Annotated in this window: 18 protein-coding genes; 13 read left to right on the top strand and 5 right to left on the bottom strand. The window is 67.9% G+C overall.

Going from position 1 to position 26,620, the window contains the following annotated elements; genetic code table 11:
* The first annotated feature begins 42 nt into the window (after positions 1–42).
* The 4 genes from AC06G6_RS13530 (at position 43) to secA (ending at position 6,054) form a co-directional block, all read left to right on the top strand.
* Positions 43–1,062, top strand: a complete 1,020-nt coding sequence (locus tag AC06G6_RS13530) for a ComF family protein (protein ID WP_479822831.1) — start codon at positions 43–45, stop codon at positions 1,060–1,062.
* A gap of 162 nt (positions 1,063–1,224) precedes the next feature.
* The gene (gene hpf / locus AC06G6_RS13525) at positions 1,225–1,950 is read left to right on the top strand and encodes a ribosome hibernation-promoting factor, HPF/YfiA family (protein ID WP_479822829.1); all 726 of its coding nucleotides are present in this window, start codon (positions 1,225–1,227) and stop codon (positions 1,948–1,950) included.
* A gap of 32 nt (positions 1,951–1,982) precedes the next feature.
* Positions 1,983–3,248: a winged helix-turn-helix domain-containing protein gene (locus AC06G6_RS13520; RefSeq protein WP_479822827.1), complete on the top strand. Its 1,266-nt coding sequence runs from the start codon at positions 1,983–1,985 to the stop codon at positions 3,246–3,248.
* 70 nt (positions 3,249–3,318) lie between these two features.
* Positions 3,319–6,054 (top strand): preprotein translocase subunit SecA, encoded by a 2,736-nt coding sequence (gene secA, locus AC06G6_RS13515; protein WP_479822825.1) that lies wholly within the window; start codon positions 3,319–3,321, stop codon positions 6,052–6,054.
* A gap of 159 nt (positions 6,055–6,213) precedes the next feature.
* On the opposite strand, the gene AC06G6_RS13510 is transcribed toward secA, so the two are convergent.
* Together AC06G6_RS13510 and AC06G6_RS13505 are read right to left on the bottom strand one after the other, a co-directional pair.
* Positions 6,214–6,741 carry an Rv3235 family protein gene (locus AC06G6_RS13510; RefSeq protein ID WP_479822823.1) on the bottom strand — a complete coding sequence of 176 codons (528 nt, stop codon included), beginning with the start codon at positions 6,739–6,741 and terminating at the stop codon, positions 6,214–6,216.
* Between the two features lie 115 nt (positions 6,742–6,856).
* Positions 6,857–7,672 (bottom strand): LysM peptidoglycan-binding domain-containing protein, encoded by an 816-nt coding sequence (locus tag AC06G6_RS13505; protein WP_479822821.1) that lies wholly within the window; start codon positions 7,670–7,672, stop codon positions 6,857–6,859.
* A 138-nt stretch (positions 7,673–7,810) separates the two neighbouring features.
* Between AC06G6_RS13505 and AC06G6_RS13500 the strand changes: the two genes are divergently transcribed.
* The gene (locus AC06G6_RS13500; RefSeq protein WP_479828674.1) at positions 7,811–8,419 is read left to right on the top strand and encodes a hypothetical protein; all 609 of its coding nucleotides are present in this window, start codon (positions 7,811–7,813) and stop codon (positions 8,417–8,419) included.
* A gap of 37 nt (positions 8,420–8,456) precedes the next feature.
* On the opposite strand, the gene AC06G6_RS13495 is transcribed toward AC06G6_RS13500, so the two are convergent.
* Positions 8,457–8,672 (bottom strand): helix-turn-helix domain-containing protein, encoded by a 216-nt coding sequence (locus AC06G6_RS13495; protein WP_307459933.1) that lies wholly within the window; start codon positions 8,670–8,672, stop codon positions 8,457–8,459.
* Positions 8,673–8,820: 148 nt separating this feature from the next.
* On the opposite strand from AC06G6_RS13495, the gene AC06G6_RS13490 reads away from it, so the two are divergent.
* From AC06G6_RS13490 to AC06G6_RS13475, 4 genes are read left to right on the top strand one after another with little or no spacing between them, the layout of a single operon-like run.
* The gene (locus AC06G6_RS13490) at positions 8,821–9,465 is read left to right on the top strand and encodes a CpaB family protein (RefSeq protein WP_479822819.1); all 645 of its coding nucleotides are present in this window, start codon (positions 8,821–8,823) and stop codon (positions 9,463–9,465) included.
* Positions 9,462–10,817, top strand: coding sequence for a CpaE/TadZ family protein (locus AC06G6_RS13485; RefSeq protein WP_479822817.1), 1,356 nt, complete (start codon positions 9,462–9,464; stop codon positions 10,815–10,817). Before AC06G6_RS13490 ends, AC06G6_RS13485 begins: the two co-directional genes overlap by 4 nt.
* A 59-nt stretch (positions 10,818–10,876) precedes the next feature.
* A complete protein-coding gene (locus AC06G6_RS13480) occupies positions 10,877–15,751 on the top strand; it encodes an NAD-glutamate dehydrogenase (RefSeq protein WP_479822815.1) in 4,875 nt (1,624 codons plus the stop codon).
* Between the two features lie 36 nt (positions 15,752–15,787).
* Positions 15,788–17,257 (top strand): sensor histidine kinase, encoded by a 1,470-nt coding sequence (locus AC06G6_RS13475; protein ID WP_479822812.1) that lies wholly within the window; start codon positions 15,788–15,790, stop codon positions 17,255–17,257.
* Between the two features lie 145 nt (positions 17,258–17,402).
* On the opposite strand, the gene AC06G6_RS13470 is transcribed toward AC06G6_RS13475, so the two are convergent.
* The gene (locus AC06G6_RS13470) at positions 17,403–17,651 is read right to left on the bottom strand and encodes a WhiB family transcriptional regulator (protein WP_003804966.1); all 249 of its coding nucleotides are present in this window, start codon (positions 17,649–17,651) and stop codon (positions 17,403–17,405) included.
* A gap of 240 nt (positions 17,652–17,891) precedes the next feature.
* Here AC06G6_RS13470 and AC06G6_RS13465 point away from each other — a divergent pair, with 240 nt between their 5' ends.
* Complete coding sequence (locus AC06G6_RS13465) at positions 17,892–18,383, top strand: hypothetical protein (protein WP_479822810.1); 492 nt, start codon at positions 17,892–17,894, stop codon at positions 18,381–18,383.
* Positions 18,384–18,438: 55 nt separating this feature from the next.
* On the opposite strand, the gene AC06G6_RS13460 is transcribed toward AC06G6_RS13465, so the two are convergent.
* The gene (locus AC06G6_RS13460) at positions 18,439–22,386 is read right to left on the bottom strand and encodes an FtsK/SpoIIIE domain-containing protein (protein ID WP_479822808.1); all 3,948 of its coding nucleotides are present in this window, start codon (positions 22,384–22,386) and stop codon (positions 18,439–18,441) included.
* Between the two features lie 187 nt (positions 22,387–22,573).
* Between AC06G6_RS13460 and glf the strand changes: the two genes are divergently transcribed.
* Genes glf through AC06G6_RS13445 form a run of 3 tightly spaced genes read left to right on the top strand, consistent with a single transcriptional unit; the run spans position 22,574 to position 26,619 of the window.
* Positions 22,574–23,761, top strand: a complete 1,188-nt coding sequence (gene glf / locus AC06G6_RS13455) for a UDP-galactopyranose mutase (protein ID WP_479822806.1) — start codon at positions 22,574–22,576, stop codon at positions 23,759–23,761.
* Complete coding sequence (locus AC06G6_RS13450; protein ID WP_479822804.1) at positions 23,758–25,749, top strand: glycosyltransferase; 1,992 nt, start codon at positions 23,758–23,760, stop codon at positions 25,747–25,749. Before glf ends, AC06G6_RS13450 begins: the two co-directional genes overlap by 4 nt.
* Entirely contained in the window at positions 25,750–26,619 is an 870-nt protein-coding gene (locus AC06G6_RS13445; protein ID WP_479822802.1) for an ABC transporter permease, read from the top strand.
* Position 26,620: the final 1 nt, after the last annotated feature.

Here is a 26,620-nt window from a genome sequence, read left to right as displayed (position 1 = left end):
CGGCCCTGCTGCCCTCCGCCGGGCAGGGGGAACCTAGTGTCTGTGAGGACCTCCAGAGAATTCCGTGACCGTGACCGTGACCGTGACCGTGACCGCCGGGTCAGTACCAGCACCGACCCTGATCTGGCAACGACGGCAAGGGCCGCGGCGGGACACCGCGGGAGCTACCGCCGGCCCCTGGCGCGGCTGGCGGACGCGGCGGCGGAGGCGGCGGCCGAGGTGCTGGCCCTCGCGGCGCCGGTGGACTGCGTCTGCTGTGGCGCCGAGGATCTGGCACTGTGCGGAGGCTGCGAACGGCAGGTCCGGCTGTTGCTGCGCCGGCCGTTCCGGGCCGAGGCGCAGGCACCCGCCCTGATGGATGTAGACGGCTCCGTGCTCCTTCCGGTCGTTGCCGCAGGCGCGTACCGGGCGGAGCTGGCGCAGGCCGTCCTGTCCTTCAAGAGCCACGGACAGGGACAGCTCGCGGAGGTGTTGTCGCACGGACTGGCCCGGGCCGTCCGGGCCGCTGCCGGGGACGCCCCGGGGCTGGTGCTCGTCCCCGTGCCCACCAGCAGCCGCGCCTACCGGAAGCGGGGCTTCAGCCCGGTCCACGTGCTGCTGGGCAGGATGCGGCGGATCCGGGCCCCGGGAAGCCGGCCGCGCACAGGCTTCACGACCTTCCATGCACTCCGGAAGACCGGGCGGCGGGCCGCCGCCACGACGACCGGGGGAGCGGCAGGGAAGCCGCCGCCCGGGGCCGCGTACCGGCTCCCGGCAGCCCGGGGAGCACCCGGCGGACAGAAGGGGCTGGGCCGCGGGGACCGCGCACAGCGGGTGCGGGGATCCATGCGGGTCCGCCGCGGGCTGTTCGCCCCGAACGTGAACGGCCGGCCGTGCATCATCGTTGACGACGTGCTCACCACCGGGGCCACGGTGGCCGAGGCGGCCCGGGCGCTGCGGGCGGCCGGCGCCGTGGTGAGGGGAGCCGTTGTCGTTGCTGCGACACGCCCGCCCGGCACACTCGACATCGGCGCCGCGGACCGTGCGGTGGCAGGGGAACCGCCACGTCAAGGAAAAAAATAAACCAAAAAAGGATGAATAAGAGGGGGCTATGAACTAACGTCGGAGATGGGTACCAAGAATAGATGTACCTGTCGATAGCGGCTCGGAAAGGGGCTCGACTGTCAGTCAGATCAGCCCCAGGAAGTGCCGCCGTCGTGTCACCGAAGTCATTTGGAGGGCACCATGGAGTTCATGATCAGCGGACGTAATTTGACGGTCTCCGACCGGTTCCGCGAGTACGCCGACGAGAAGATCTCGAAGATCGCGTCGCTGGGGGACAAGGTCCAGAGGGTGGACGCGAAGGTTTCCAAGGAGACCAAGGCCCGGCAGACCGACGAGATGCTCACGGTTGAGCTGACCGTCCTGGGACGGGGTCCCGTGATTCGTGCCGAAGCCAGCGCCGCGGACAAGTTTGCCGCGTTCGACCTCGCCTACAACAAGCTTCTTGAACGCCTGCGCCGGGCGAAGGACCGCAAAAAGGTCCACCACGGCAGGCATACCCCCAAGTCCGTCACCGAGGCGACGGCAACGCTCGCGCCGGCGAGCACCAGCGAGCCCATCTACGTCGAGGCGAACCACTGGCAGGAGCCCAAGGAAGCTCCCGCCGAAAAGTCACCCTACGACGTCGAGAACGACATTCCGGCCGGAGATTCGCCGGTGCTCATCCGCCGGAAGGTTTTCCCCGCTGCATCCCTGACGCTCGACGACGCGGTCGACAACATGGAACTCGTGGGTCACGACTTCTACCTCTTCGTGGACAAGGAGACCAAGGCGCCCTCGGTCGTGTACCGCCGCGACGGGTGGACGTACGGGGTGATCTCCCTCGACCAGACCTGCGAGCCGGGTGAGGCTCCGCTGGAAGAAAAGATCCTTGCGTATCGTTCCGAGGATGAGCCGGCCAGCGCATAAGCTGGTGCTGACCATCCAACGAAGGGACTGACGTGCAGGAATCGCTGAGCCTCAAGCAGGCCCGGCGGATCGCACTGGCAGCCCAGGGATTGGACAAATTACGGCCCGCCGGACCCGTGACTTCACGGGCGGTGGGCCGTACCTTTGCCCGTCTCCAGCTGGTCCAGATTGACTCCGTCAACGTGCTGTCCCGGAGTCATTACCTGCCGTTCTTTTCCCGGCTGGGGAACTACGACCGCACCATCCTGGACCGGATGGCCGGGCAGCACCCGCGCCGCATGATGGAGTACTGGGCCCACGAGGCCAGCTTTATCCGTCCCGACCATTTCCAGGACCTGCTCCTGTGGCAGAGCCGCGCATGGGTGGGGGCGCACTCCATGGATCCCGAGCTGCGGAGCGGCGTCGCCGCCCGGGTGCTTGAAGCGCTTACCGCCGGCCGGCCGATGACCGCTGCCGAGCTCACCGCCCGGCTGGGCCATGTGGAGGACCGCCAACAGGAGAACTGGGGCTGGAACTGGAACGTTGTGAAGCGGGTGCTGGAGCACCTCTTCGAAGCGGGCCTCATTTCGGCAGCCTCCCGCACGGACTCCTTTGAACGGCGCTATACGCTCACCGCCAAGGTCCTGCCCGGACGGCCGGACGTGGATCCCGGCGCCGCCGCCCCGGACGACGGGCCGGACCAGGGGGCCGCGCTGGTCCGCCTGATCGACGCCGCCGCCCGGGCCCACGGGATCGGCACGCTGCGGTGCTTCGCTGATTACTTCCGGACGCCCATGCGTGCGTCCGCCGTCGCCGTCGAACAGCTCGTCGACGCCGGCACGCTGCTCCCGGTCACAGTGTCCGGCTGGAACAGGCCCGTCTACCGGCACGTCGAGGCGAAGCTCCCGCGGACGGCCACCGGCCGGGCGCTGCTGAGCCCTTTCGACTCGCTGGTCTTTGAGCGGCAGCGACTGGAGGCCCTGTTCGGTTTCCACTACCGCCTCGAGATCTACACCCCGGAGCCGAAACGCCGGTTCGGCTATTACGTGCTGCCGTTTCTGCTGCGCGACGGGATCGTGGCCCGTGTCGACCTCAAAGCCGACCGGGGCAACGGCCTCCTGCTGGCCAGGGCCGCCCACGCGGAGCCCGGCGCTCCCGCCGACACCGCCGTCGAACTCGCCGCGGAACTGCAGCTCATGGCAGAGTGGTTGGAACTGGACCGGGTCGTTGTCTCCCCCAAGGGGGACCTGGCGCCCGCGCTCGCGGACGCCGTATCCGGGGCAGGAAGCGGTGTATCCGCTCAGAGGGAACAGGCGTAACCGGCCCTGCGTCTCTCCCGTAGACTAAAAACGCCAGAATTCGGCAGCTTGAGACTGGGAGCAACTTCACGTGGCATCACTTATCGAAAAACTTCTCCGCACGGGTGACAAAAAAACCCTGAGGCAACTGCGGAACTATGCCGATTCCATTAATGCCCTTGAAAGTTCCTTCCAGACCTTCACCGACGCCGAACTGCGCGAGGAGACCGACCGTCTCCGCGCACGCCACGTCGACGGCGAGCAGCTCGACGACCTCCTGCCCGAGGCGTTCGCCGCCGTCCGCGAAGCCTCCTCCCGCACCCTTGGCATGCGGCACTTCGACGTCCAGCTGATGGGCGGGGCCGCCCTGCACCTGGGCAATATCGCCGAAATGAAGACCGGTGAAGGAAAGACCCTCGTGGCGACCGCTCCGGCCTACCTCAACGCCCTCGCCGGCCAGGGTGTGCACGTGATCACCGTGAACGACTACCTGGCCGAATACCAGTCGGACCTCATGGGCCGCGTGTACCGGTTCCTCGGCCTCAGCAGCGGCTGCATCCTGTCCAACCAGGACCCTGCCTTGCGCCGCGAGCAGTACGCCTCGGATATCACCTACGGCACCAACAACGAATTCGGCTTCGACTACCTGCGCGACAACATGGCGTGGGACAAGTCCGAGCTCGTCCAGCGCGGCCACCACTTCGCCATCGTCGATGAGGTGGACTCCATCCTCATCGACGAGGCACGGACCCCGCTCATCATCTCCGGCCCCGCCCAGGGCGACACGAACCGCTGGTACAGCGAGTTCGCCAAGGTCGTCACGCGGCTCAAGCCGGAGGAGGACTACGAGGTCGACGAAAAGAAGCGCACCGTCGGTGTGCTGGAGGCCGGCATTGAAAAGGTCGAGGACTACCTCGGCATCCACAATCTCTACGAGTCCGCCAATACGCCCCTGATCGGTTTCCTGAACAACGCCATCAAGGCCAAGGAACTCTTCAAACGGGACAAGGACTATGTCATCCTCGACGGCGAGGTGCTGATCGTTGATGAGCACACCGGCCGTATCCTCGCCGGCCGGCGCTACAACGAAGGCATGCACCAGGCGATTGAGGCGAAGGAAGGCGTCGAGATCAAGGCAGAGAACCAGACGCTCGCCACCGTCACGCTGCAGAACTACTTCCGTATGTACGACAAGCTCGCCGGCATGACCGGTACAGCCGAGACTGAAGCCGCCGAGTTCATGAGCACCTACAAGCTCGGCGTCGTTGCGATTCCCACCAACCGCGACATGACGCGCATCGACCAGCCGGACCTCGTGTACAAGAACGAGGCCGTCAAGTTCGACGCCGTGGTCAAGGACATCGCCGAACGGCACGCCCTGGGCCAGCCGATCCTGGTCGGCACCACGAGCGTCGAAAAGAGCGAATACCTCTCCAGGCTGCTGGCCAAGGAAGGCGTCCGGCACGAGGTCCTGAACGCGAAGAACCACGCCCGTGAGGCCGCGATCGTGGCCCAGGCCGGCCGCAAGGGCGCCGTGACCGTGGCGACCAATATGGCAGGCCGCGGTACCGACATCATGCTCGGCGGCAACGCCGAGTTCACCGCCGTCGCCGAACTGGCCAAGCGCGGCCTGGACCCGGAAGAAAACTCCGAGGAATACGAAGCGGCCTGGCCCGCAGCCTTTGAAGCGGCCAAGCAGTCGGTCAAGGACGAGCACGAGGAGGTCCTCAGCCTCGGCGGGCTGTACGTGCTGGGCACCGAACGGCACGAATCCCGCCGCATCGACAACCAGCTGCGCGGCCGCTCCGGCCGCCAGGGCGACCCCGGTGAGTCCCGGTTCTACCTCTCCCTCACCGATGACCTGATGCGCCTGTTCAACTCGGGCGCGGCTGAACGGCTGATGAACAGCTCGGTGCCCGACGACGTCGCGCTCGAATCCAAGCTCGTCTCGCGCGCCATCGCCTCGGCCCAGGGCCAGGTCGAAGGCCGTAATGCCGAACAGCGGAGGAACGTCCTGAAGTACGACGACGTCCTGAACCGCCAGCGCGAGGCCATCTACGGAGACCGACGCCGCATCCTCGAGGGCGATGACCTCCACGAGAAGGTCCAGTTCTTCCTGGAAGACACCATCAACTCGTTCATCGAGGAAGCCACCGCGGAGGGCACCGGCGACGACTGGGACTTCAACCTGCTGTGGTCCAACCTCAAAACCCTCTATCCCGTGAGCGTCACCCCGCGCGACCTCATCGACGAGGCCGGCGGAAAGTCGCGGATCACCGTGGACTTCCTCCGGGAGGAGATCCTCTCCGATGCACGCCTGGTCTACCAGGCACGCGAGGAAGCCATCGGCCACGAGAGCATGCGCGAGCTTGAGCGCCGCGTTGTCCTGTCCGTGATCGGCCGCAAATGGCAGGAACACCTCTATGAGATGGACTACCTGAAGGAAGGCATCGGCCTGCGTGCGATGGCCCAGCGCGATCCCCTGGTGGAATACCAGCGCGAGGGCTTCATCATGTTCCAGTCCATGATGGAGGCCATCCGGGAGGAAAGCGTCGGCTTCCTGTTCAATCTTGAGGTCGAGGTGACCCCCGCCGAGGACGTCGTCGTGGCGGACGCCGCGGGCCAGCATACCGAACACCACGAGCCGCAGATCCGGGCTGCCGGGCTGGAAGCGCCCGAAAAGCCGGCCCAGCTGCAGTACACGGCACCCGGCGAGGACGGTTCGGCCCAGACCCGCGTCGAGGCCAAGGCCTCCGGCCGCTCCGGCAACCCGGCCAAGGCCGCGCAGGACTCGCCGCGCCGCGCCAACAAGAAGAAACGGCGCTAACCGGCTGCCGGCTGAGCTGCGGCAGCCAACCCGAACGGCGCAGCAACGAAAGAGGACCGGAGCATGCTCCGGTCCTCTTTCGTTGCTGCTTCCTCCTCCTTTCCTCGGTTCCGCGAGTCGGACCCCCAGCGGGTTTTCACGGACGGCTTACCCTGGCTGTCAGCCGATTTCCAGCACGGTGACCCGCCAGGCAAGCCTGCTTCGCTCCAGCCTCAACGCGACCGCCCGGACCCGCAGTTCCTCGACCACGACGGCACTGGCCTCATAGACGTCGGCGGAGACCCGGCAGGCCCGGACCGAGCGGACCGCGGGATTGCGGTGCAGGCGTCCGGCGGTCGGTGACGCCCCGCACGGCACCCTCCGGGTCAGGGCGGCCCGGTGCTGCAGGGCCGCGAGGCAGCGTTCGTCGAGCCGCCGGGCGAGCTGCTGCGCCGGCCGGGTGCCGGCCAGCACCTCGATGGCGGCCTGAACCGTGCTGCGGCAGATCGCACAGATCTCGCGGTCCTCATCGGTCACGCGCAACGGCGTCGCTGAAATGCCGGGACCGGAGTCGGGACCGGACACAGGACCGGACGCGGGGGCGGCCACGGGGGTGGCCGGGCCGGCGCCCCCGGGCACCAGGCGCAGGGGCGTGGCAGGGGATGCGGGGGCTTCCGCGGCGGCGCGGGGGCTGGGCAGGGCACTCATGTTGGCTTCCTTTGCTGGTGGCTGGTGGCTGGCGGTTTGGACTGCTGTGCGGTCGTGGTGTTGCTCGTGGTGACGGCGGAGCCGTTGTTGTTGTTGTCCCGCGGCGTCTGCCGACTCACTGCCCGGGCGGCAGCTGGAGCACCTGGCCCGGCCTCAGGAGGTTGGGGTTCCCGCCGATGATGTCCCTGTTGGCCTGATAGATCAGGGGCCAGTCCAGGGCGATGTCGACGTCGGAGGCGAAGGGCCCCAGCCGGGCAGACGACAGGCTCCACAGCGAATCTCCGGCGCGGACCGTCACCTCCGCGGACTGGGCGCCGGGCTGCTGTTGCCGCAGCGGGCGTCCGGCCAGGGGGCCGGGTTCGACGACCGGGCTGAGTGGCCGCCATTGTGGCTGGGCCACGGCCGGAGCGCCCGGCTGCGGCGCCGGTCCGGGGGGAGCCACGGCGGCGGGCGGCAGAGTCCCGGTTGTGGCCGGGGACGCCGGCGGCGTCCACGCGGCGGATGCTGCCGCCGCGGACCCGGGGGTTCCGGAGCCGACCGGCAGGGGAGAGGCGGCGGCCAGCGGTGCGGTGACCAGCTGGAGCCCGACCGCGGCCAGGGTGAGGCGGCGCATGAAGGCGGGGGTGAACTTTCCGGCAGCCGAGGCGGCGCGGGCGTTTCCGCAACGGTCGAGGAGTGCCGCCGCGACAGCAATGACAAAGGACATCCCCCACCAGACGATGACGATCAGGCCGGCGGTGTTGGCCGCGACGCCAAGCTGGTCTTCAAACCCGAGGGGCAGCTGCCGGCTCGGGGTTGCCCGCCAGCGCTGGACGTTGCTCCCGCCGATTGCGGCAAGGATGACTCCGAGCAACAGGATGAAGGTGGCCATGGCCGCGTCGGCGCGGAACGCGCGTCCTCGCCCGGCTGGTGGGAATTCTGCTGCCCTCATGGTCCGACCGCCTCATCTGAAGTGACTCTACTGATGCCGTTTGATGCTTTTTGATGTTATTTGACTTCGTTAACGACAGTTTGATCCTCATGGAACGCATTTGTCCAGAGACAATTCAAAAAGGCGTCATTGACCCTTGTGGCCCGGCACGCCTACGCTGACGCCATGCGCTGGGATGCCCTGTTTGATGACCTGGAGACACAGCTGGCCGCCAGCGAGCGCCTGGATCTCGACGTGGAAATCGCGGAAAGGACCCGGACGGAGTCGGCGGCGGTGGAACTCGCAGACCGGCTGCGAGGCTCGCTGGGACTGCTGATCGTGGTCGAACTGGCGTCCGGATCGACGTTTCAAGGGACCCTGAGCCACGCTGGGAGCCAGGCGCTCGTGCTGGATGAACCGACGCACCAGGTGCTGGTTCCCTATGCCTCGGCCGTACGCTATCTCGGGCTCTCGCGGCTCGCCGTGCCCGAGCCGTCCAAGGTCCGGCAAAGACTGGGCCTGGCCAGCGCCTTGCGCGGACTGGCACGGGACCGAACGGGCCTCGCCGTCCTGATCTCCGGCGGCTTGACGGGTGAAACGACGCTCCACGGCGTCATTGACCGGGTCGGTCGCGACTACCTTGACCTGGCGGTCACCGGCGGGGGCGAGGACCGGCGGGCGGCCAACGTCCGGCAGCTGGCGACCATCCCTTTTGCCGCACTGGCCGGCATCAGGTCGGCCCGGGCTCCGGGCCAGGAGGCACACTGAATGGGCCGGCGCCCGCAGCGCACGCGGGACGCCGGGCTCAGCGGGTCTTGGACTTGGCCTCTTCGATCATCCTGCTTGCCTCGGCGTACCGCTCCTCGATGTACTGCTCGAGCATCTTTTCCTCGACACGCCACTGGCCGCGTCCGCCCACCTGGATGGCCTTGAGCTGGCCGCTGCGTACGAGCGCGTAGGCAGCCGGGGCGTTGATCTGGAGCTGCTCTGCGACGTCGGCAAGGGTCAGGAATCGGGGCATACGTTCATTTTGCCACTAATGGCTTCGTCTGAGCCCGATATCCACAGTTTGCACTTCTTTGTCCCGGCACCTTCCCGTCAGGGCTCGAAGGCGTAACAATGATGAGGCCCGGCCGGTGCCGGGCGGCGACTACGGGGGGAGCAGGCGCATGAGTGGGAGCACGGTGGCCGGCGGGGCGCGGCTGAAGAAGCCATCCTGGAAAGATCCCAGGCTGCTCATCGGCATCCTGCTCGTCCTGGCCTCCGTTGCCGGAGTCATCTCCCTCGTCGGCGCCGCGGACCAGACAGCCGAGGCCTACACCGCACGCGAGGCGATCGCCGTCGGCGAAAAGCTGACCCCGGACAAATTGAACCGCGTCAAAGTCCGCCTGGGCGATGTGGAGCAGCAGTATCTGACGCCCGCGTCCGGAGTGCCCGACGGGCTCGTTGCCGTCCAGCGCATCGGCAAGGACCAACTGGTGCCCCGCGGGAGCTTCGGGCAGGTCGACGGCCTGGACCGGAAACCGGTCGCGGTCACCATCGATGAGGCGCTGCCGCCGCAGGCGGTTGCCGGGTCACGGGTGGATGTCTGGGTTGCGCTGCCCGACGACCGGAACGGGTTCATTCAGCCGAGCCTGCTGTTGCCGGGCGCCGAAATCGCCCAGATCGCCCCGGGAAGCACCGCGCTGGGGTCGGCCCGGTCCACCGTCGTGATGGTGCTGGTGACGGACGGGCAGATGCCCAATCTGCTGGGCGCGCAGGCCAACAAGGCAAAGATCTCCGTGGTTTGGAACCCGGGAGGCACGGGCCGATGAGCATCCCGGTCGTCACTGTCGGGGATTCGCGTGAGGACCTGGTCGGCAGGCTGGAGCGGCTTCACGGGCCGGTGTCCGTCGTCCGGCGGTGCGGCGAACTGGCGGAGCTGTTGGCGGCGTGCCAGGGCGGCCTGGCCCGGGCCGCCGTCGTGGCGCAGGGCAGCGAGGAGTTGACGGCGTCGCTGGTCGACCGGCTGTCCGCCGTCGGTGTGGCCGTCCTGGCCCTGACCGACAGTCCAGAAGAAAAGGCCCGGCTCCAAGGGATCGGCGTGGACGCCGACAGCACCGGAGTCGACGCCGCGGCGCTCGCCAGCCGCATCACGGGGGCGGTGGCACGCCTGGCCGGACCTGACCAGCGGCATCGGCGCGCGGGCGGCCCCGGCTCAACCGACGGCCCGACGCCCGGCCGCTCCGGCGGTGCTGCCGCGGAGGGACCCGGCCCGACGCCCGGCCACTCCGGACCGGCTGCCGCGCAGGGGCCGGAAGGATCCGGCGCCGGGCAGATCATTGCGGTGTGGGGCCCGGCCGGATCGCCGGGCCGGACCATGCTCGCTGCCAACATGGCGGCCGAACTCGCCGCCGAGGGCAAATCGGTGTTGCTGGTGGATGCCGACAGCTACGGTGCCAGCGTCGCAGCCATGCTCGGACTCCTGGACGAAGCCGCAGGTCTCGCGCAGGCCTGCCGCCTGGCCGATCAGGGCCTCCTCGACGCCGAAGCGCTGCTCCGGATTGCGGCACCCGTGGTCACCAGGGCGGGAACCTTCCGTGTGCTGACCGGAATCACCCGGGCGGACCGCTGGACTGAACTTCGCGCCGCGGCGCTGTCCCTCGTCCTCGCGCGTGCCCGGCAGGTCGTGGACGTCACCGTCGTCGATACGGGGTTCTGCCTCGAAAGCGACGAAGAGCTGAGTTTCGACACGATGGCTCCGCGCCGGAACGCCGCGACGCTGAGGAGCCTTGAACTGGCGGACACCGTGTTCGCCGTCGGCGCGGCTGACTCGATCGGCGTCCCGCGGCTGGTCCGGGGCCTGGCCGAACTGGAAGCGGCCGTCCCGCAGGCGTCCCCGCGGGTGGTGCTGAACAAGGTCCGTCAGTCCGCGGTGGGGCGTTCCCCGGAGCGGCAACTGCGCGACGCCTGGGAGCGGTACGGCCCGACCGCGCCGCTGCTGGCGTTCCTCCCGGCAGATCCGGTCTCGAGTGATGCGGCCCTGCTCTCAGGATCGCTGCTGCTTGAAGCGGCGCCGGATTCCCCGCTCCGGAAGGGCATCGCCGGATTGGTTTGTGCACCCGTCCAGCAAAACAGTCGATCCTCTGTCTTTTCCACCACAGCGAAGCGCCTGCTTAAGGGCTAGGCTCGCCATGAGGGCCGCAAGGAAGCGGCCATGAACTTTCTTGATGGAGGCGTTTGTCGATGTCGTCTGGGTCCAGCGTGGAGGATCAACCCGTTTCGATCGGTGCCGGAGAAGGCTACCTGCGGGACTACTACGAGCACATCGCCGGGGAAGACGCCCGGGCTTATCCCGCGGAGTTGCTCGCGGCGCGGGCGCAGACGCACCGCCAAACGGCGGCGCAGCGCTTCCCGGGCAACGCCAACATCACCATCTCCGACGAAGCCGACCGCAGTGTCGTCTACATCGTCACCGACGACATGCCCTTCCTCGTTGACTCGGTCAACGCCGAACTGGTCCGGCAGCACGCCCCCATCCACCTGGTGATGCATCCGCTGTTCGTCGTGACCCGCAACCGTGAAACCGGGGAAATGGTCCGGGTCGCGCGGGTTCCCTCGCACCTGGGCATCTCCAGCGGCGACACGGCAGCGATGCCCAACCTTTCGCACCTGATCGCCCAGGGCGACAACGCCTCCCACATGGAGTCCTGGATCGCCGTCGAAATCGACCGCGTCGACGACGCGAAGCGCGCGGCGCTGACCGAGGGCATCGGCCGGGTGCTCAACGATGTGCGCGCCGCCGTCGAGGACTGGCCGAAGATGCGGAACCGGGCCATCCAGATCGCGGCGGACCTGGACAAGCTCGCCAATCCGGCGCAGATCGCCGAACTCCGCCAGGCCCAGGAACTCCTGCGCTGGCTGGACGACGGGAACTTCACCTTCCTCGGCTACCGCGAATACGACCTCAAGAACGAATCCGGCGAGGATGTCCTGGAACCCCGGGAGGAGAGCGGACTGGGGCTGCTGCGCGCCAGCGCCGACACACCGCACCAGATTCAGCACCTCACGGAGACCGGCCGCAAGAAGGCCCGCGAAAAGCGCGCACTCGTCATCACCAAGGCCAACTCGCGCTCCACCGTTCACCGCTCGGCCTACCTGGACTACATCGGCGTCAAGAGCTTCGACGCAGCCGGCAACGTCAACGGCGAACGGCGCTTCATCGGACTCTTCGCCACCACCGCGTACGCCGGATCCGTGCGTGACATCCCGGTGGTCCGGGAGAAGGTCGCCGCGGTCCTGCGGGACGCCGGCTTCCCGCCGGATTCACACTCCGGCAAGGACCTGCTGGGCATCCTCGAAACCTACCCCCGCGACGAGCTCTTCCAGATCGAGATCCCCGACCTGGCCGCCATTGCCACGAGCATCCAGCGGCTGCAGGAACGCCGCCGGACCCGGCTGTTCCTGCGGCCGGACATCTACGGCCGCTTTATGTCAGCCCTCGTCTACCTTCCGCGCGACCGGTACACCACCAACGTGCGGCTGCGCATCGAGCAGGAACTGCGCGAGACCTTCAATGCCGTGTCCATCGACTACGAGGCGCGGATGACCGAATCCGCCCTGGCGCGGCTCTTCTTCCGGATCCGGCTCCCGAAGAACGCCGATGTCGGCAACGTTAACACCGACGATCTCGAAAAGCGGCTGGTCCGGGCGGCCCGCTCGTGGAGCGAAGGCATCGCCGAGGTCCTGCACGCCCGCGTCGACGGCGCCGGCGGCATCAAGGAGAACCGCGCCAAGGAGCTTGCCGCCGTGTGGGCCGAGGCCTTCCCGGCGAGCTACCGGGTTGACTATGAGGTGGAGGATGCCCTTGAGGACATCGCCCGCTTCGAGAAGTACGGTGCCGCCGCCGCCCGGGCCGGTGAAGCCGTCAAGGAACATCCCGGCGTCCACGTCTACCTCCCGGACGGCGCCGGCGCGACGCTTGAAGAGGACGCCCGCGTCAAGCTCTACATGCTCGAACCCAAGAGCCTGAGCCAGATCCTGCCCTACTTCCACAACCTGGGCCTGGAGGTCCTGGACGAGCGCCCGTTTGAGATCGAAACCGCCGACCACCGGGACTTCTTCCTCTACGACCTCGGCCTGAAGTACCCGGCCGGGGTGGACCCGCTCGAGACCGGGCAGCTGCTGGCGGACTCCTTCGGCGCCGCGGTGTCCGGTGCGGTGGAATCGGACAGCTTCGACCGGCTGGTCCTGCGCGAGGGAATGCACTGGCGCCAGGTCGTTGTGCTGCGCGCCTACGCCAAGTACATGCGGCAGATGGGCAACACCAACTCCTACGGATTCCTGTCCGACACCCTGCTGGCCAACCCGGATGTCAACCGCGGGCTCAGCGCCCTCTTCGAAGCCCGCTTCGATCCCTCGCTGGACGAGGACGCACGCCGGACCAGGCAGGACGAGGTCCTCACCGGACTGGACGCCGCAATCGAACAGGTCGCGACCCTCGACGCCGACCGGGTGCTGCGGACCTTCAAGAACCTGATCCAGGCGACGCTGCGGACCAACTACTACCAGAACAAACCGCACCTGAGTTTCAAGCTGAACCCGTCCGCCATGGAGGGCCTGCCGTTCCCGCGGCCCATGTTCGAGATCTGGGTCTACTCGCCCCGGGTCGAAGGGGTGCATCTGCGCTTCGGCAAGGTCGCCCGCGGCGGGCTGCGCTGGTCGGACCGGCGCGAGGATTTCCGCACGGAGATCCTCGGCCTGGTCAAGGCCCAGACGGTCAAGAACGCCGTGATTGTGCCCACCGGCGCCAAGGGCGGGTTCTACGCCAAGCAGCTCCCGGACCCGGCGGCAGACCGCACCGCATGGATGGCGGAGGGCGTCGAAAGCTACAAGACCTTCATCCGCGGACTCCTGGACGTCACCGACAACCTCGTCACGACGCCGGAGGGCGAGCAGCTGGTGCCGCCGGCCGACGTCGTACGGCACGACGACGCCGACTCCTACCTCGTCGTCGCGGCCGACAAGGGAACGGCTTCCTTCTCCGACATCGCCAACGGACTCGCCGCCGAATACGGTTTCTGGCTCGGCGATGCCTTCGCCTCCGGCGGCTCCGTCGGCTACGACCACAAGGCCATGGGCATCACCGCCCGCGGTGCCTGGGAATCCGTCAAGCGCCACTTCAGCGAGCTGGACCTGGACACGCAGTCCGAGCCGTTCACCGTCGTCGGCGTCGGCGACATGTCCGGTGACGTGTTCGGCAACGGCATGCTGCTGTCCAAGCACATCCGGCTGCTGGCGGCCTTTGACCACCGGCACATCTTCCTCGACCCCACCCCGGACGAGACCGTCTCCTTCGCCGAGCGCCAGCGGCTCTTCGAGCTGCCCCGCTCCTCCTGGGACGACTACAACAAGTCAATGATCAGCGAGGGCGGCGGGGTGTTTGCCCGCCAGGCCAAGTCCATCCCGGTTTCGGACCAGGTCAGGGCCGCGCTCGGACTGCCAGACGGGACCACCCAGCTCAGCCCGCCCGAACTGCTGCGCGCGATCCTGCTCGCCCCGGCCGACCTGCTGTACAACGGCGGAATCGGCACCTACGTCAAGGCCAGCACCGAAACCAACGCCGAGGTCGGCGACAAGGCCAATGACTCCATCCGCGTCGACGGCCGAGACCTGCGCGTGAAGGTGGTCGGTGAAGGCGGAAACCTGGGCATGACGCAGCGCGGCCGCATCGAAGCGGCCCTCCAGGGCGTCATCCTGAACACCGATGCGATCGACAACTCCGCCGGCGTGGACTGCTCGGACCACGAGGTCAATATCAAGATCTTCGTGGACCGGATGGTGGCCGCAGGGAAGCTGGATCCCGCGGAGCGTTCGGACTTCCTGGCGTCGATGACCGACGAAGTCGGCCGCCTCGTGCTGGAGGACAACATCGACCAGAACATCCTGCTGCTCAACGACCGGATGCGGGTCTCCGAATGGAGCCCCAGCTACGAGCGGCTGATGGACTGGCTGGAGAAGTCCGCCGATCTCAAACGCGATCTGGAGGCGCTGCCGACCACGGAGACCCTGCGGGAGCGGCTGGAGCAGGGCCAGGGCCTGACCTCGCCCGAGCTGTCGGTGCTGGCGGCCTACGCCAAGATCGAACTTGCCTCGGCGCTCCGGGACAGTGACCTGTCCGAGGACCCGTGGTTCCGGCAGACCCTGCGGGCCTACTTCCCGCAGCAGCTGCGCGACAGGTTCGACGCCGAGCTCGACACCCATCCGCTGCGGCGCGAAATCATCGCCACGGTGGTGGCCAACGACATGATCAACATGGGCGGCATCACCTTCGTGTTCCGCGCCATGGAGGAGACCTCGGCCACCGAGGCGGCCGTCGCCAAGGCGTTCGTGGCGCTCCGCGAGGTGTACGAGCTGAACATCATGGTCGCGGAACTCAACGAGCTGCCCGCGTCCTTCCCCACGGAGCACTGGAGCACCGTGCATCTGGACATCCGCCGGCTCCTGGACCGGGCCGTGCGGTGGATCCTGAGCCAGGGCAACGCCTCCCGGCCCATTGCCGAGATCGTCGGGGAGTTCAAGCCGCTGATGGATCCAATGCGGGCACGCCTGCTGGACTACCTGCGCGGCGACGACCGTGCCCGGGTGGCCGAATGGCTCGAAAAGGCGCGCGGCTGGGACCTGCCCGAGGACCTGGCCCACCGCTGGGCGGAACTGTTCGAGAGCTTCGTCCTGCTCGACATCGCCAAGATCGTCCACGTCAGCCCGGAACCCGTCGAGAACATCGCCCACGTCTACTACACGGTGTTCAACCGCTTCCACGCCGACTCGCTGCTCGAACGCATCACCAAGCTGCCCCGGAAGGACCGCTGGCAGGCGCTCGCCCGGGCGGCCCTCCGTGACGATCTTTACTCGACCGTTTCGGATATGACGACGGCGGTGCTGGAGGCCACATCCCCGGAACTGCCGGCGGAGGAACGGCTTCTGGCCTGGGAGAGCCAGAATGTGGAGCAGCTGGACCGGGCGAAGAGCATGTTTGACGAGGTGAACGCCCTCGAGGCCGATGACATGGCCTCGCTGTCGGTAGCATTGAGGCTCTTGAGGTCAATCGTCCGACGCTAGGGCAGCTGGGCTGCCCGCGTCGCAAATGGAGGTGCTGTGGCAATCTTTACGGACCCTATCAGGGAGCATGCTGATTTCGGGCCGGGGGATGCCGAGTGGCTGCACCTGCTCGTCGGCGACTGGCAGATGGTCGCGGACCTGGCGTTCGCGGACCTGGCGCTATGGTTTCCGCACCCTGAGTTCGGCTACGTGGCGCTGGCCCACGTCCGCCCCTCCACCACGCACACGGTGTTCCATGCCGACTTCGTGGGGGAGGGGATCAGGTCGGACCTGCAGCCCCTGGTCGACAAGGCGTGGGAGAGCCGGACCATTGAGCGCTCCAACGAGACCAACTGGAGCAGCGACATGGCGCTGCGGGTCGAGGCCGTGCCGATGGTCCGCAACGGCCGGACCCTGGCGATCGTCACGACCCACATGGACCTCTCCAGCTCCCGGATGCCCTCACGGCTGGAGCTGACCTACCGGCAGTGCGCCTATGACCTCCTGCGGATGGGGACGCTGGGGCTGTGGCCGGACTTCGCCTCGCCCACCGGATCGCGCCGCGGCGCGCCCCGCGTCGGTGACGGCCTGATCAGGCTCGACGCCGAGGGCATCGTCCAGTACGCGAGCCCCAACGGGGTCTCGGCGTTCCGCCGGCTCGGCGACGGCGAGTCCCTCGAAGGCCGAAGCCTGGCCGAGGTGACCGCGGGCCTGCTGAGGGACCGCCGCATGGTGGACGAGACCCTGCCCCTGGTGGTCACCGGACGCATGCCGTGGCGCAGTGAAATCGAGTCCCGCGGGGTCAGCCTGTCGCTGCGGGCGATTCCCCTGCGGGACGAGCAGCAGCGCTTTGGCGCCCTGGTGCTGTGCCGCGACGTCTCCGAGCTGCGGCGGCGGGAGATGGAACTCGTGACCAAGGACGCCACGATCCGCGAGATCCACCACCGCGTGAAGAACAACCTGCAGACCGTCGCTGCGCTGCTGCGGATGCAGTCGCGGCGGATGGTGAGCGACGAGGCCAAGCAGGGACTCGAGCAGGCGATGCGGCGGGTGGCCACGATTGCCCTCGTGCATGAGACGCTGTCGCAGGGCCTGACCCAGAGCGTCGACTTCGATGAGCTCATCGGCCGACAGTTCCGGCTCTCGGCCGAGGTGGCTTCCCCGTCACAGCAGGTGAAGACGGCGCGTTCCGGACTCTTCGGCGAGCTGCCGAGCGACTTTGCCACGCCGCTGGCCCTGGTGATCAACGAGCTGGTGACGAACGCCGTCGAACACGGTCTGGAGGGCCGGACGGGGACTGTCTGGCTGATCGCGGACCGTTCCGAGAGCGAGGACGGCGAGGAGCTGCTCACCGTGACGGTGGCGGACGACGGCGTCGGCATCCCGGCCACCCCCTATGTGGAGGGATTGGGCCTGCAGATCGTGAGGACCCTGGTGACGAGCGAACTGGGCGGCAGCATCCAGTGGAAGGCCCGGGAGGGCGGCGGAACCGCTGTCCAGATTGTCCTGAGCCTGGCGAAACGGTAGCGCGGCCGCGGCTGGGTCCGGCGGCCTGCCCGCCGCCGGCCGGACCGGTTGATTAACGCGCAATGGCCGCAGACGAAGGTCTGCGGCCATTGCTGTCCTGCCGCTCACCGCGGATCGCCGGCGGGCCGGCTTCAGGGACCTGGTGTCAGGAGGCGCGGCGGGCGCGGGCAGCGCGGCGCTTCAGGGCACGGCGCTCGTCTTCGCTCATGCCGCCCCAGACGCCGGCGTCCTGTCCGGACTCAAGTGCCCACTGCAGGCAGGTGTCGACGACGGGGCATCGACGGCAGACACTTTTGGCTTCCTCGATCTGCAGGAGGGCTGGGCCGGTGTTTCCTACGGGGAAGAATAGCTCCGGGTCCTTGTCAAGGCACGCTGCGCGGTTACGCCAATCCATGCTGATCAGTCACTCCATTTCCTGGGCACACGTTAAAAGGCCTTTGTGAAATTATTCACTAGAGGCTTCATAAGAAAGGGGCCCTCTGGGCCCCCTCGGTCAACTGGATTAAGCGTGTCATGTTAACGCTGCGTAAACAAGGGGTACTTGGCTGCAAAATACCTTGGGATCGTGAGCGATACATCACATTGGCTGGCGGTGACCTCACATCTGGCCGACTATGTCCGGTACTGTGCCAGTGTGTCAAGCGCCCCTGAAGACCCCTCCGAACCCGCCGATAACCGCGGCGCCGACCCCGCCGGGACCCCGGCAGGCGGCGCGGGGACCGGCGCTCCCGCACGGCCCGCAGGAATCCTGGTGATTGCGATCGTCGTGGCCCTGGAGGCGACCGCGCTGCTGGCGGCGGCCGTCTGGTACGGAAGCCAACTGCTGACCGGCGCCCCGGTGCTCTCTTTCTGGGGGGCCGTGTTCACGCTGGCGCTCCTCCTGGCCTTCTCCGCCTGGCTCTATGCGGTATCCACCTTCCTGTTCCGCGGTTACCGGTGGCCGCGCGCCGGCGCCCTGGTGGCGCAGCTCTTCACGCTCACGATCGGCTTTCCAACACTGACGGGCGGATATCCGCTGGCGGGCCTGGCCATGCTGGTCCCGGCGGTTCTTGCCATTGTCCTGCTGTTCGACAAGCGGGTTATCGCGTTCGCTTCGCGCGCCGGCGGGGCGCCGCCCGCCCTCTAGCCGTTCTTGCAGCTGTGCCCGCGGCCGTGCCCGCAGTCCGGCCGGAGCCCGGTGGTCACGGTCCGCCGCCCTCGGAGCCGGCATCCGGGTCGAACGCCAACTGCACCGCCCGTGCCCGCCCGTCCGAAATCAGGACGGCGCGGCCCGGCGGAGGGTTCTGCTCCACTTCGAACCTGACTGCGAACAAGTCTCCGTCCATCAGCGACCGCGGGGCGATCAGCACGCCCCGTCCGGGGCCCGCCGCATTCTGCACCAGCGGCACCCGCAGCCGAAGGCCCGGGCTGAATCCAGCCGTCAGGACCACCCGCCAGCCGAGGGTGTTGAGCAGGAGCAGCCGGTTGTTGGTTTCGGGTGACTGCAGATCGAGGTCGTCCGCCACGAGAAGTGCCGCCGGGTCCAGGGCGCCGGCGAGCGCAGCGTCATGCATCCCGGCCCACCAAGGCTCCGGATCCGTGGCGGCAGGGCACCGAAGCCAGTCCGCGCCGGGATTGAGGCCCGGCAGGGCCGACAGGAGAGTGGTCTTCCCGGACGCGTGGCCGCCAAGGACGGCCAGGACAGCGCCGGGAGGCGCCGGGACGGACGCCGGACGCAGTTCATCGCCTTCGACCCCGAGGCACAGCTGCCCCGGCGGCGCGGCCGGGCCGGCTGCGGCACCGGACAGGACGTCGGCGACCGACACCCGCACCGGAAGCGGCTCGACCCGGAACGGCCGGGTCCGGGCGGCCGGGGCGGGACCGGCGGTGGCGGGACCGTCGGTGGCGGGAGATCGGGGTTCGAAGAGCTGTCCCACGTGGCCGGATGGAGAAGACGCGGCGGACAGCGGCCCGAAGACCACCACCCGTCCGGCAACCGGCGCGGTGGCAGGCAGCCTGGGCCAGGCGAGCCGCCCCTCTTCCGTGGAGCCGGCGGGCAGGAAGATCCGGTTCGGGACGGCCGCAAAGAACCGTGAGGTGACCAGCTCGCGTTCACCCGCGACCACCACGGTGATCCCCGCCCGGGCGCCGTCGCGGACGATGTCCTGGACCAGGTCCTCGGCCCACGCCAGCGGGCCGGCCCGGAACGCCGACACCCAGGACCCCCACCCGCACAGAGCGAGGACGAGGGAAGGTGCGCCGGCCGCCCCGGCGGTGCCCAGCCTTCGGGGCAGTTCTTCGGCAACGCGCTCCAGCACCCGCGCCGACCGGCGCAGCTCGTGCAGTCCCACGACCGCCCCGACCCTCGGGTGGGCGGCTGCTGTGCTGAAGGACCCCGCGGCATCCAGAAGGTACAGATGCGATTCGTCGTCGCCGTTGAGGAGCTGCCCGACGATGAGCCCCAGGGCATCGTCGGCACCACCGGCGAGACCCGAGACCAGTCCAAGGTGGCCGTGTGCGCCCGGATCCCAGCCGAACTCGGCCACGCGCTGTTCCTCGGGAAGGTCCAGCAGCCCCAGCCTGATCCGGCTGCGGTTCCCGTCGGCGGGGAACGGCGCCTGCCGGGGGAGAGGCACTGCCACAGGTCGGCGCGGGTTCGGACTGCCGGTGGCCGCCCAGACTGCCGCTACCGCCTCCGCCAGCCGGGCGGCCGCCGCGGACGGCGGCGGCGGGGAAGCGCCGCCCGCCCTGCCGGGGGACCCGGCGGCTGCCGGGCGGTTGAGGAGTTCCATCGCCTCCGTCACTGTCGGACCGCGGGCCGTCGTGGGAACGGGTGGTGTGAGGGTTGCCGTCTGGAACTCCTCCGGTGCCCCGTTTCCGCGGACCACGTAGGCGCGTCCCGGACTCGTCACGGGGATGGCGGCCGCCAGCCGGGAATTGATGATGTCCAGGGATTCGAGCTCGGATTGAACCCGCAGGGCGATGCAGCTGGTCACGTTCGCGCGGATATCCGCGGACACGGCCCCCTGGGGACGCTGCGTTGCCATGATGAGGTGGATCCCCAGTGAACGGCCGATGGCAGCGATCCGCATGAGCTCGGCCAGCGCGTCCGGCGCCTCGTCGACCAGCATCCTGAATTCATCAATGATGAGGACCAGATGGGGCAGCGGCGGACCGCGCCGATCAAGGGCCTCATAAGCCGTGAGATCGGCGGCCTGATGCGAGGCGAGGAGCACTTCACGGCGGCGGACTTCGGCCCCCAGGGACACCAGGGTGCGCGCCACCTCATCCAGGTCGAGATCCGTGAGGAGCCCGACGCAATGGGCCAGGCCGGCCAGGGGCCGCAGGCCGGACCCGCCCTTGAAATCGATGAACAGCAGATTGATCCGGTCCGGGGGATGAGCGGCCGCCAAAGCCGCCGCGAGGGTCCGGAGGAACTCCGATTTGCCGGATCCCGTGGTGCCCGCCACCAGGAAGTGGGGACCGTCGGCCTGGAGATCCAGCCGCAGGGGGCCGGACCTCCCCATACCGACCAGGACGGGAAGCCCGCACCCCGCCGTGGACTCGGCCCAGCGCGAGGATACGTCCTCTGCGGAGACCGGAAGCAGCCCCGGCAGCGAACAGGCCCCGGGGATACCCGCCCCGGGCGCTGGCGCCGGGGCCCGGGCCCCCAGCCGGCGGCAGTTGCGGTCGAAGACGCCGGAGGGCACAAGATCCGGAGTGAACTCCAGCGACGAGCCGGCCGCCGAGAGCCACGCAGTGCGCCCGGTGAGAACCAGGGCCGCGCCGGCAGCCGGGGCCGGTTCGCCGGCGCAGTCGATCACCTGCCAGCCGCGGCTGACCGCCACGGCGCGCAGCCCGGCCGTGCGAAGGGCAGCGACAATAATCAGGACCCCGCGCTCATAGTCCCCGCCCGGGCCGGCTGCCAGGGTCTCCAGCGTGGAACCCTCCTGCGCGGAGAGGACTGCGGCCGGCAGGAAACGCGCGGCAAGCAGCGACGGGCTTGGACCGTGGATGAGGATCCTGGTCCGCCGGGCCGCCGCGTAGCCGGCAAGCTGCACCACGAAGGACCTGACCAGCCCGGCCACAGACGGTTCCGGACCACGCAGCGTCGTCACTGCCGTCGAGGGATCAAGCGTCACCGGCATCCTGCCGAGCAGCGGCGGGCGGAACCCGGGATCCGGCGGGTCCAGCCGGATATTCGCGCTTTGCTGTGACTGTCCGAGCCGCAACCAGACCGGCCCGGTCGTGGCGGAAACCCTCGGCGGGCCCGGATCCGCCGAGGCAACTCCCAGCGACAGCTCACCGGCGGACGGTGCGGCACGCCGCCGTCGTTCCCTGTCCTCACGCGCCGCGGCGGCGACCGCGGCCCGGAGTTCGCGGCGCTGCCTCCTGCCCGCGGCAACGGGCACGAGAACGGAAACCGCGGACACGGCGGTGAACGCCAGGAAGATCCACATCCCGGTCAGGACGGCCAGCCCGACTCCGATGGCCAGCGGCAGCGCAGCCGCCAGCAGCAGCGCCGCCCTGTTGCCGTGCGCCGCCGGGTTGCTGACCGCCAACGGTGCCGTGACGTCGGACCCGGCAGCGGACAGGCTGCCGGGATCCGCGGTGCCGCCGAAGACCAGGGCCATCGACGAGCCGCCGCAGGAAATCAAGGAATCCGTGGAGACGACCGCCTTGTGGACCTGCTTTCCGTCGACCCGGACCCCGTTGGCACTCCCGAGATCGAGGAGGGTGACGGCGGAATCAGTCACCTCCAGCAGCGCATGTTCGCGCGAAAGTTCGGCATCCGGAATGACGATCCCGGTTCCGCCGCGGCCGATCCGGAACAGCCCCCGCCGCAACGGAAAGACCAGCCCGGCCCCCGGCCCGCTGTGCACCGCCAGTGCGAGCGGCGCCACGTCCCGGGCGGCCGCCGGGGCAGCGCCGTCCACCAGGACGGCACCCTGGACGAGGGGGCCCTCCCCGACCTTTAAGCCGGCCACCGGCACCCGGCCCACCGACAGCGTCCCGGTGCCGTAGCGCCGGGAGAGAACCGCCTGGAGATCCGCGCCGGGACACCTGTCGGGCAGCTCGATCGCCAGTTCCACCGGTCCGGCGCGGAGAGCGGACCCCGGAGCCGCAACCAGGGTGCAGTGCAGCATCATCGAGGAACAGTCCTTTCCCGCGGCGTCGTTTGGATCCCACGGTAGGCGTGGTTTCCCCGACCCGGGGCAGGGTATTCGGCCTATGTGGACGAAGGCGTGCGTGGCCGATTACGTTGGGCGCTCGGGTAGGCTAGAGCAGCAGACAATGCGCAACATTGCGCTGCCCGCATTCGAACCAGGAGAGTTTGTGACCGCTGACCTCGTCATCGTAGGGTCGGGCTTCTTCGGCCTGACAATCGCAGAACAGGCCGCCACAGAGCTGGGCTTGAAGGTCGTTGTCATCGACCGCCGCCACCACATCGGCGGCAACGCCTACAGCGAAAAGGAAGAGCAGACCGGCATCGAGGTGCACCGCTACGGTGCGCATCTGTTCCACACCTCCAACGAGCGTGTCTGGGAGTACGTGAACCGGTTCACGACCTTCACCAACTACGTGCACAAGGTGTACGGCGTGCACAAGGGCGAGGTCTATTCCCTGCCGATCAACCTCGCCACGATCAACCAGTTCTTCCGCGCGAACCTGACGCCGGGGCAGGCGAAGGAACTGATCCTGGAACAGGCCGGGGAACTCGCCGGCACGGATCCGCAGAACCTGAACGACAAGGGCATCCAGCTCATCGGACGGCCGCTGTACGAGGCGTTCATCAAGCACTACACCGGCAAGCAGTGGCAGACGGATCCGAAGGACCTGCCCGCGGGCATCATCTCCCGCCTCCCGGTGCGCTACAACTACGACAACCGGTACTTCAACGACACGTACGAGGGCCTCCCGACGGACGGCTACACGGCCTGGATCGAAAAGATGGCCGACCACCCGAACATCGAAGTCCACCTCAACACCGACTTCTTCGACGAGTCGCAGGAATACAGCAAGAACAAGGTCGTCGGGAACATCCCCGTGATCTACACCGGACCCGTCGACCGCTACTTCGACTTCGCCGAGGGCGACCTCTCCTGGCGCACCATCGACTTCGAGGAGGAAGTGCTCGACGTCGGCGACTTCCAGGGGACCTCGGTGGTCAACTACAACGACGCCGATGTCGCCTACACCAGGATCATCGAGCCGCGCCACTTCCACCCGGAACGCGACTACCAGACGGAAAAGACCGTCATCATGCGCGAGTTCTCCCGCGCCGCCGAGAAGGGCGACGAGCCCTACTACCCAATCAACACCGCCGCGGACCGGGAGCGCCTGCTCAAGTACCGTGACCTGGCGGCGGCCGAGAAGGACGTGCTCTTCGGCGGACGGCTCGGCACCTACAAGTACCTCGACATGCACATGGCCATCGGCTCTGCCCTGGCCATGTTCGACAACAAGATCCGGCCGCATTTCGAGGCCGGCGCCACGATTGAAAGCGGAGGAGTGGACGCATGAGCGCCGCCGAAGGAACCACAGGCTGGGCCACGATCCAGCGCGTCATCCTGCCCTCGGCGGACCAGCCGGACACGGTTTCCCTGTACGCGGACGCAGGGACGGCCAGCGGCATCCGGCTGCGCGAGAACGACGAGCTGGCCCGGACACCGAAGCTGCCCGAAGACAAACTGCAGATGTTCAGCTCCGGCAGCCAGCAGGCGCACTTCGAGGACCTCCTCACCCGGCATTCGATGCGCGTCCGGTCCGGTGAACAGATCTCGTTCGGCACCTACTTCAACGCGTTCGCCGCGAGCTACTGGCGGCGCTGGACGTCCGTCCGGGACATCCGGCTGGTCGTCCGGACCAGCGGCACCGGCACGGTCACCGTGTACAAGTCCAACGCCCGCGGCTCCGTCCAGCGCGTCGACGGTGTCCACGTCGACGGCGACAGCACCTCCGTGTTCGAGCTGTCGCTGAAGCCGTTTGGCGACGGCGGATGGTACTGGTTCGACCTCGCCGCCAGCGCGGACGGATTGGTGCTCGAGAGCGCCCAGTGGGAGGGCCCGGAAACCGGCGCCACCAAGGGGCAGGTCACCCTCGAAATCACGACCATGAACAAGCCTGACTTCTGCCTGAACAACGCCCGCATCCTGGCGGACAACCCGGACGTCCTCGAAAACGTCAAGGAAATCCTGATCGTGGACCAGGGCACGCAGAAAGTCGAGGACCAGGAGGGCTTCGCCGCCGTCCGGGATGCCCTCGGCGGCAAGCTCCGGATCATCAACCAGGCAAACCTTGGCGGCTCCGGAGGCTTCGCGCGCGGCATGTTCGAGGCCGTCGAAAACGGCAGTGACTACGCCCTGCTGCTCGACGATGACATCGTCGTCGAACCCGAAAGCATCGTGCGGCTCCTGACGTTCGCCGACCACTGCCGCAAGCCGACGATCGTCGGCGGCCACATGTTCGACCTCTACAACCGCAGCGTCCTGCACACCTTCGGCGAGGTCGTGGACCCCTACCGGATCGTGCCGGCCCTGCCCCACGCCGACATGGAGACGCGGCACGATTTCAGCGTCGCGAACCTTCGTCAGACCCCCTGGCTGCACCGCCGCGTGGATGTGGACTACAACGGCTGGTGGATGTGCCTGATCCCCACCAAGGTGATCCAGGAGATCGGGCTGTCGCTGCCGCTGTTCATCAAGTGGGACGACGCTGAGTACGGGCTGCGCGCACGGGAAGCCGGCTTTGCCACGGTATCGATGCCCGGCGCTGCCGTCTGGCACGTGTCGTGGATCGACAAGGACGACCTGGTCGGCTGGCAGGCCTACTTCCACGCGCGTAACCGGCTGATCACCACGCTGATCCACAGCCCGTATCCCAAGGGCGGCCGGGTGCTGCGCGAGTCTTTCCAGTCCGACGTCAAGCACCTCGTGTCGATGCAGTACTTCACCGAGCACGGACACATCGAAGCGCTGCGCGACCTCCTGAAGGGTCCCGACGACCTCCACCAGGTGCTCGGCACCAAGCTGCCGGAAATCAACGCCCTGAAGGCCGACTATCCGGACGCCCAGCTGAAGGAGGACGTCGATGACTTCCCGGCGCCCAAGATCGGCCGCGGACCGATGGGCGGGACCGTGGTGGGGCTGCCCAGCAAGAAGCAGCTCATCCCGTGGGGCATCAAGACCGTCGCGCGGCAGCTGATCAAAGCGCCCGGCCCGGACAGTGCCGAAAGGCCGCAGGGGTATCTGGCCCACCGGGACAACCGCTGGTACAGGGTGGCCCACTATGACAGCGTCGTGGTGTCCAATGCCGAAGGCACGGGCGCGTCCTGGTACCAGCGGGACCCCAAGAAGCTGAAATCCATGCTGACCGAAACCACGCGGCTGCACCTGCAGCTCTTCCGCGAGTGGGACACGCTTGCCCAGCAGTACCGGTCCGCCGTAGCGGAGATCAGCTCCTTCGACGCGTGGAAGAAGACCTTCGAGGCGAACTCCAAGGACGGCGACTAGATGGCGGGTCCAACCGACCAGATGCTTAAGCCCGGAAGCGGGCGGGGGCTCCTGGATGTTTACGGCGACCGTTTCCTCCTGAAGCTGCTGGTGCGCAAGGAAATCAAGGTGCGGTACCGGGGCTCGGTGCTGGGGCTGCTGTGGTCGTACGTCAAGCCACTCGTGCAGTTCCTGATCTACTTCGTGGCGCTTGGCGTTTTCCTGGACCTCCAGCGGGGTACGCCCAACTATGCGATCTATCTCTTTGCCGGCATTGTGCTGGTCAACTTCTTCACGGAGTGCCTCTCCAACGCCACCCGGTCAATCGTCGACAACCGCGATCTGATCCGGAAGATCTACCTCCCGCGGGAACTCTTCCCGGTGGCCACGGTCTGGGTGTCCGCCGCGCACTTCCTGCCACAACTGCTGGTGCTGGTCGGGGCCTGTCTCGTGGTGGGGTGGACGCCGTCGATCTTTCAGATCGCCGCCGCCGTCCTGATCTTCCTCATGGTCGCGGTTCTCGCCACCGGCCTGGGCCTGATCTTCGGCGCCGTCAACGTCTACTTCCGCGATTCCGAGAACATCGTCGACATGATCGTCATGGTGGTGACGTGGGCTTCACCGGTCCTCTACGTGTGGACGATGGTCGAGGACGTGATGGGCTCCTGGTTCTGGGTCTATCAGCTCAACCCGATGACGGTCGCCGTCGAGGTCTTCCACTGGGTCTTCTGGGAACCGACGCTCAACGCCGAACAACTGGGGATCGAGACCATTCCTCCGGGCCTGCTGACGGTCTGGCTGCCGATCGCCATGATGATCTCCCTCGGCCTGCTGTTCCTCGGACAGCTGACGTTCCGCCGGCTCGCCGTCCACTTCGCACAGGAGCTCTGAC

The organism is Arthrobacter sp. CJL-S3 (assembly GCF_056711635.1).
Note: the sequence above shows the minus strand (reverse complement) of the source record. Positions and strands in the feature narration are given on the sequence as shown.

Excerpts from the sequence above, each read along its gene's own strand:
- hpf (WP_479822829.1), top strand. The coding sequence starts at position 1,225 with ATGGAGTTCATGATCAGCGGACGTAATTTGACGGTCTCCGACCGGTTC.
- AC06G6_RS13510 (WP_479822823.1), bottom strand. The coding sequence starts at position 6,741 with ATGAGTGCCCTGCCCAGCCCCCGCGCCGCCGCGGAAGCCCCCGCATCC.
- AC06G6_RS13505 (WP_479822821.1), bottom strand. The coding sequence starts at position 7,672 with ATGAGGGCAGCAGAATTCCCACCAGCCGGGCGAGGACGCGCGTTCCGC.
- AC06G6_RS13495 (WP_307459933.1), bottom strand. The coding sequence starts at position 8,672 with ATGCCCCGATTCCTGACCCTTGCCGACGTCGCAGAGCAGCTCCAGATC.
- AC06G6_RS13490 (WP_479822819.1), top strand. The coding sequence starts at position 8,821 with ATGAGTGGGAGCACGGTGGCCGGCGGGGCGCGGCTGAAGAAGCCATCC.
- AC06G6_RS13485 (WP_479822817.1), top strand. The coding sequence starts at position 9,462 with ATGAGCATCCCGGTCGTCACTGTCGGGGATTCGCGTGAGGACCTGGTC.
- AC06G6_RS13480 (WP_479822815.1), top strand. The coding sequence starts at position 10,877 with ATGTCGTCTGGGTCCAGCGTGGAGGATCAACCCGTTTCGATCGGTGCC.
- AC06G6_RS13470 (WP_003804966.1), bottom strand. The coding sequence starts at position 17,651 with ATGGATTGGCGTAACCGCGCAGCGTGCCTTGACAAGGACCCGGAGCTA.
- AC06G6_RS13460 (WP_479822808.1), bottom strand. The coding sequence starts at position 22,386 with ATGATGCTGCACTGCACCCTGGTTGCGGCTCCGGGGTCCGCTCTCCGC.
- AC06G6_RS13450 (WP_479822804.1), top strand. The coding sequence starts at position 23,758 with ATGAGCGCCGCCGAAGGAACCACAGGCTGGGCCACGATCCAGCGCGTC.
- AC06G6_RS13445 (WP_479822802.1), top strand. The coding sequence starts at position 25,750 with ATGGCGGGTCCAACCGACCAGATGCTTAAGCCCGGAAGCGGGCGGGGG.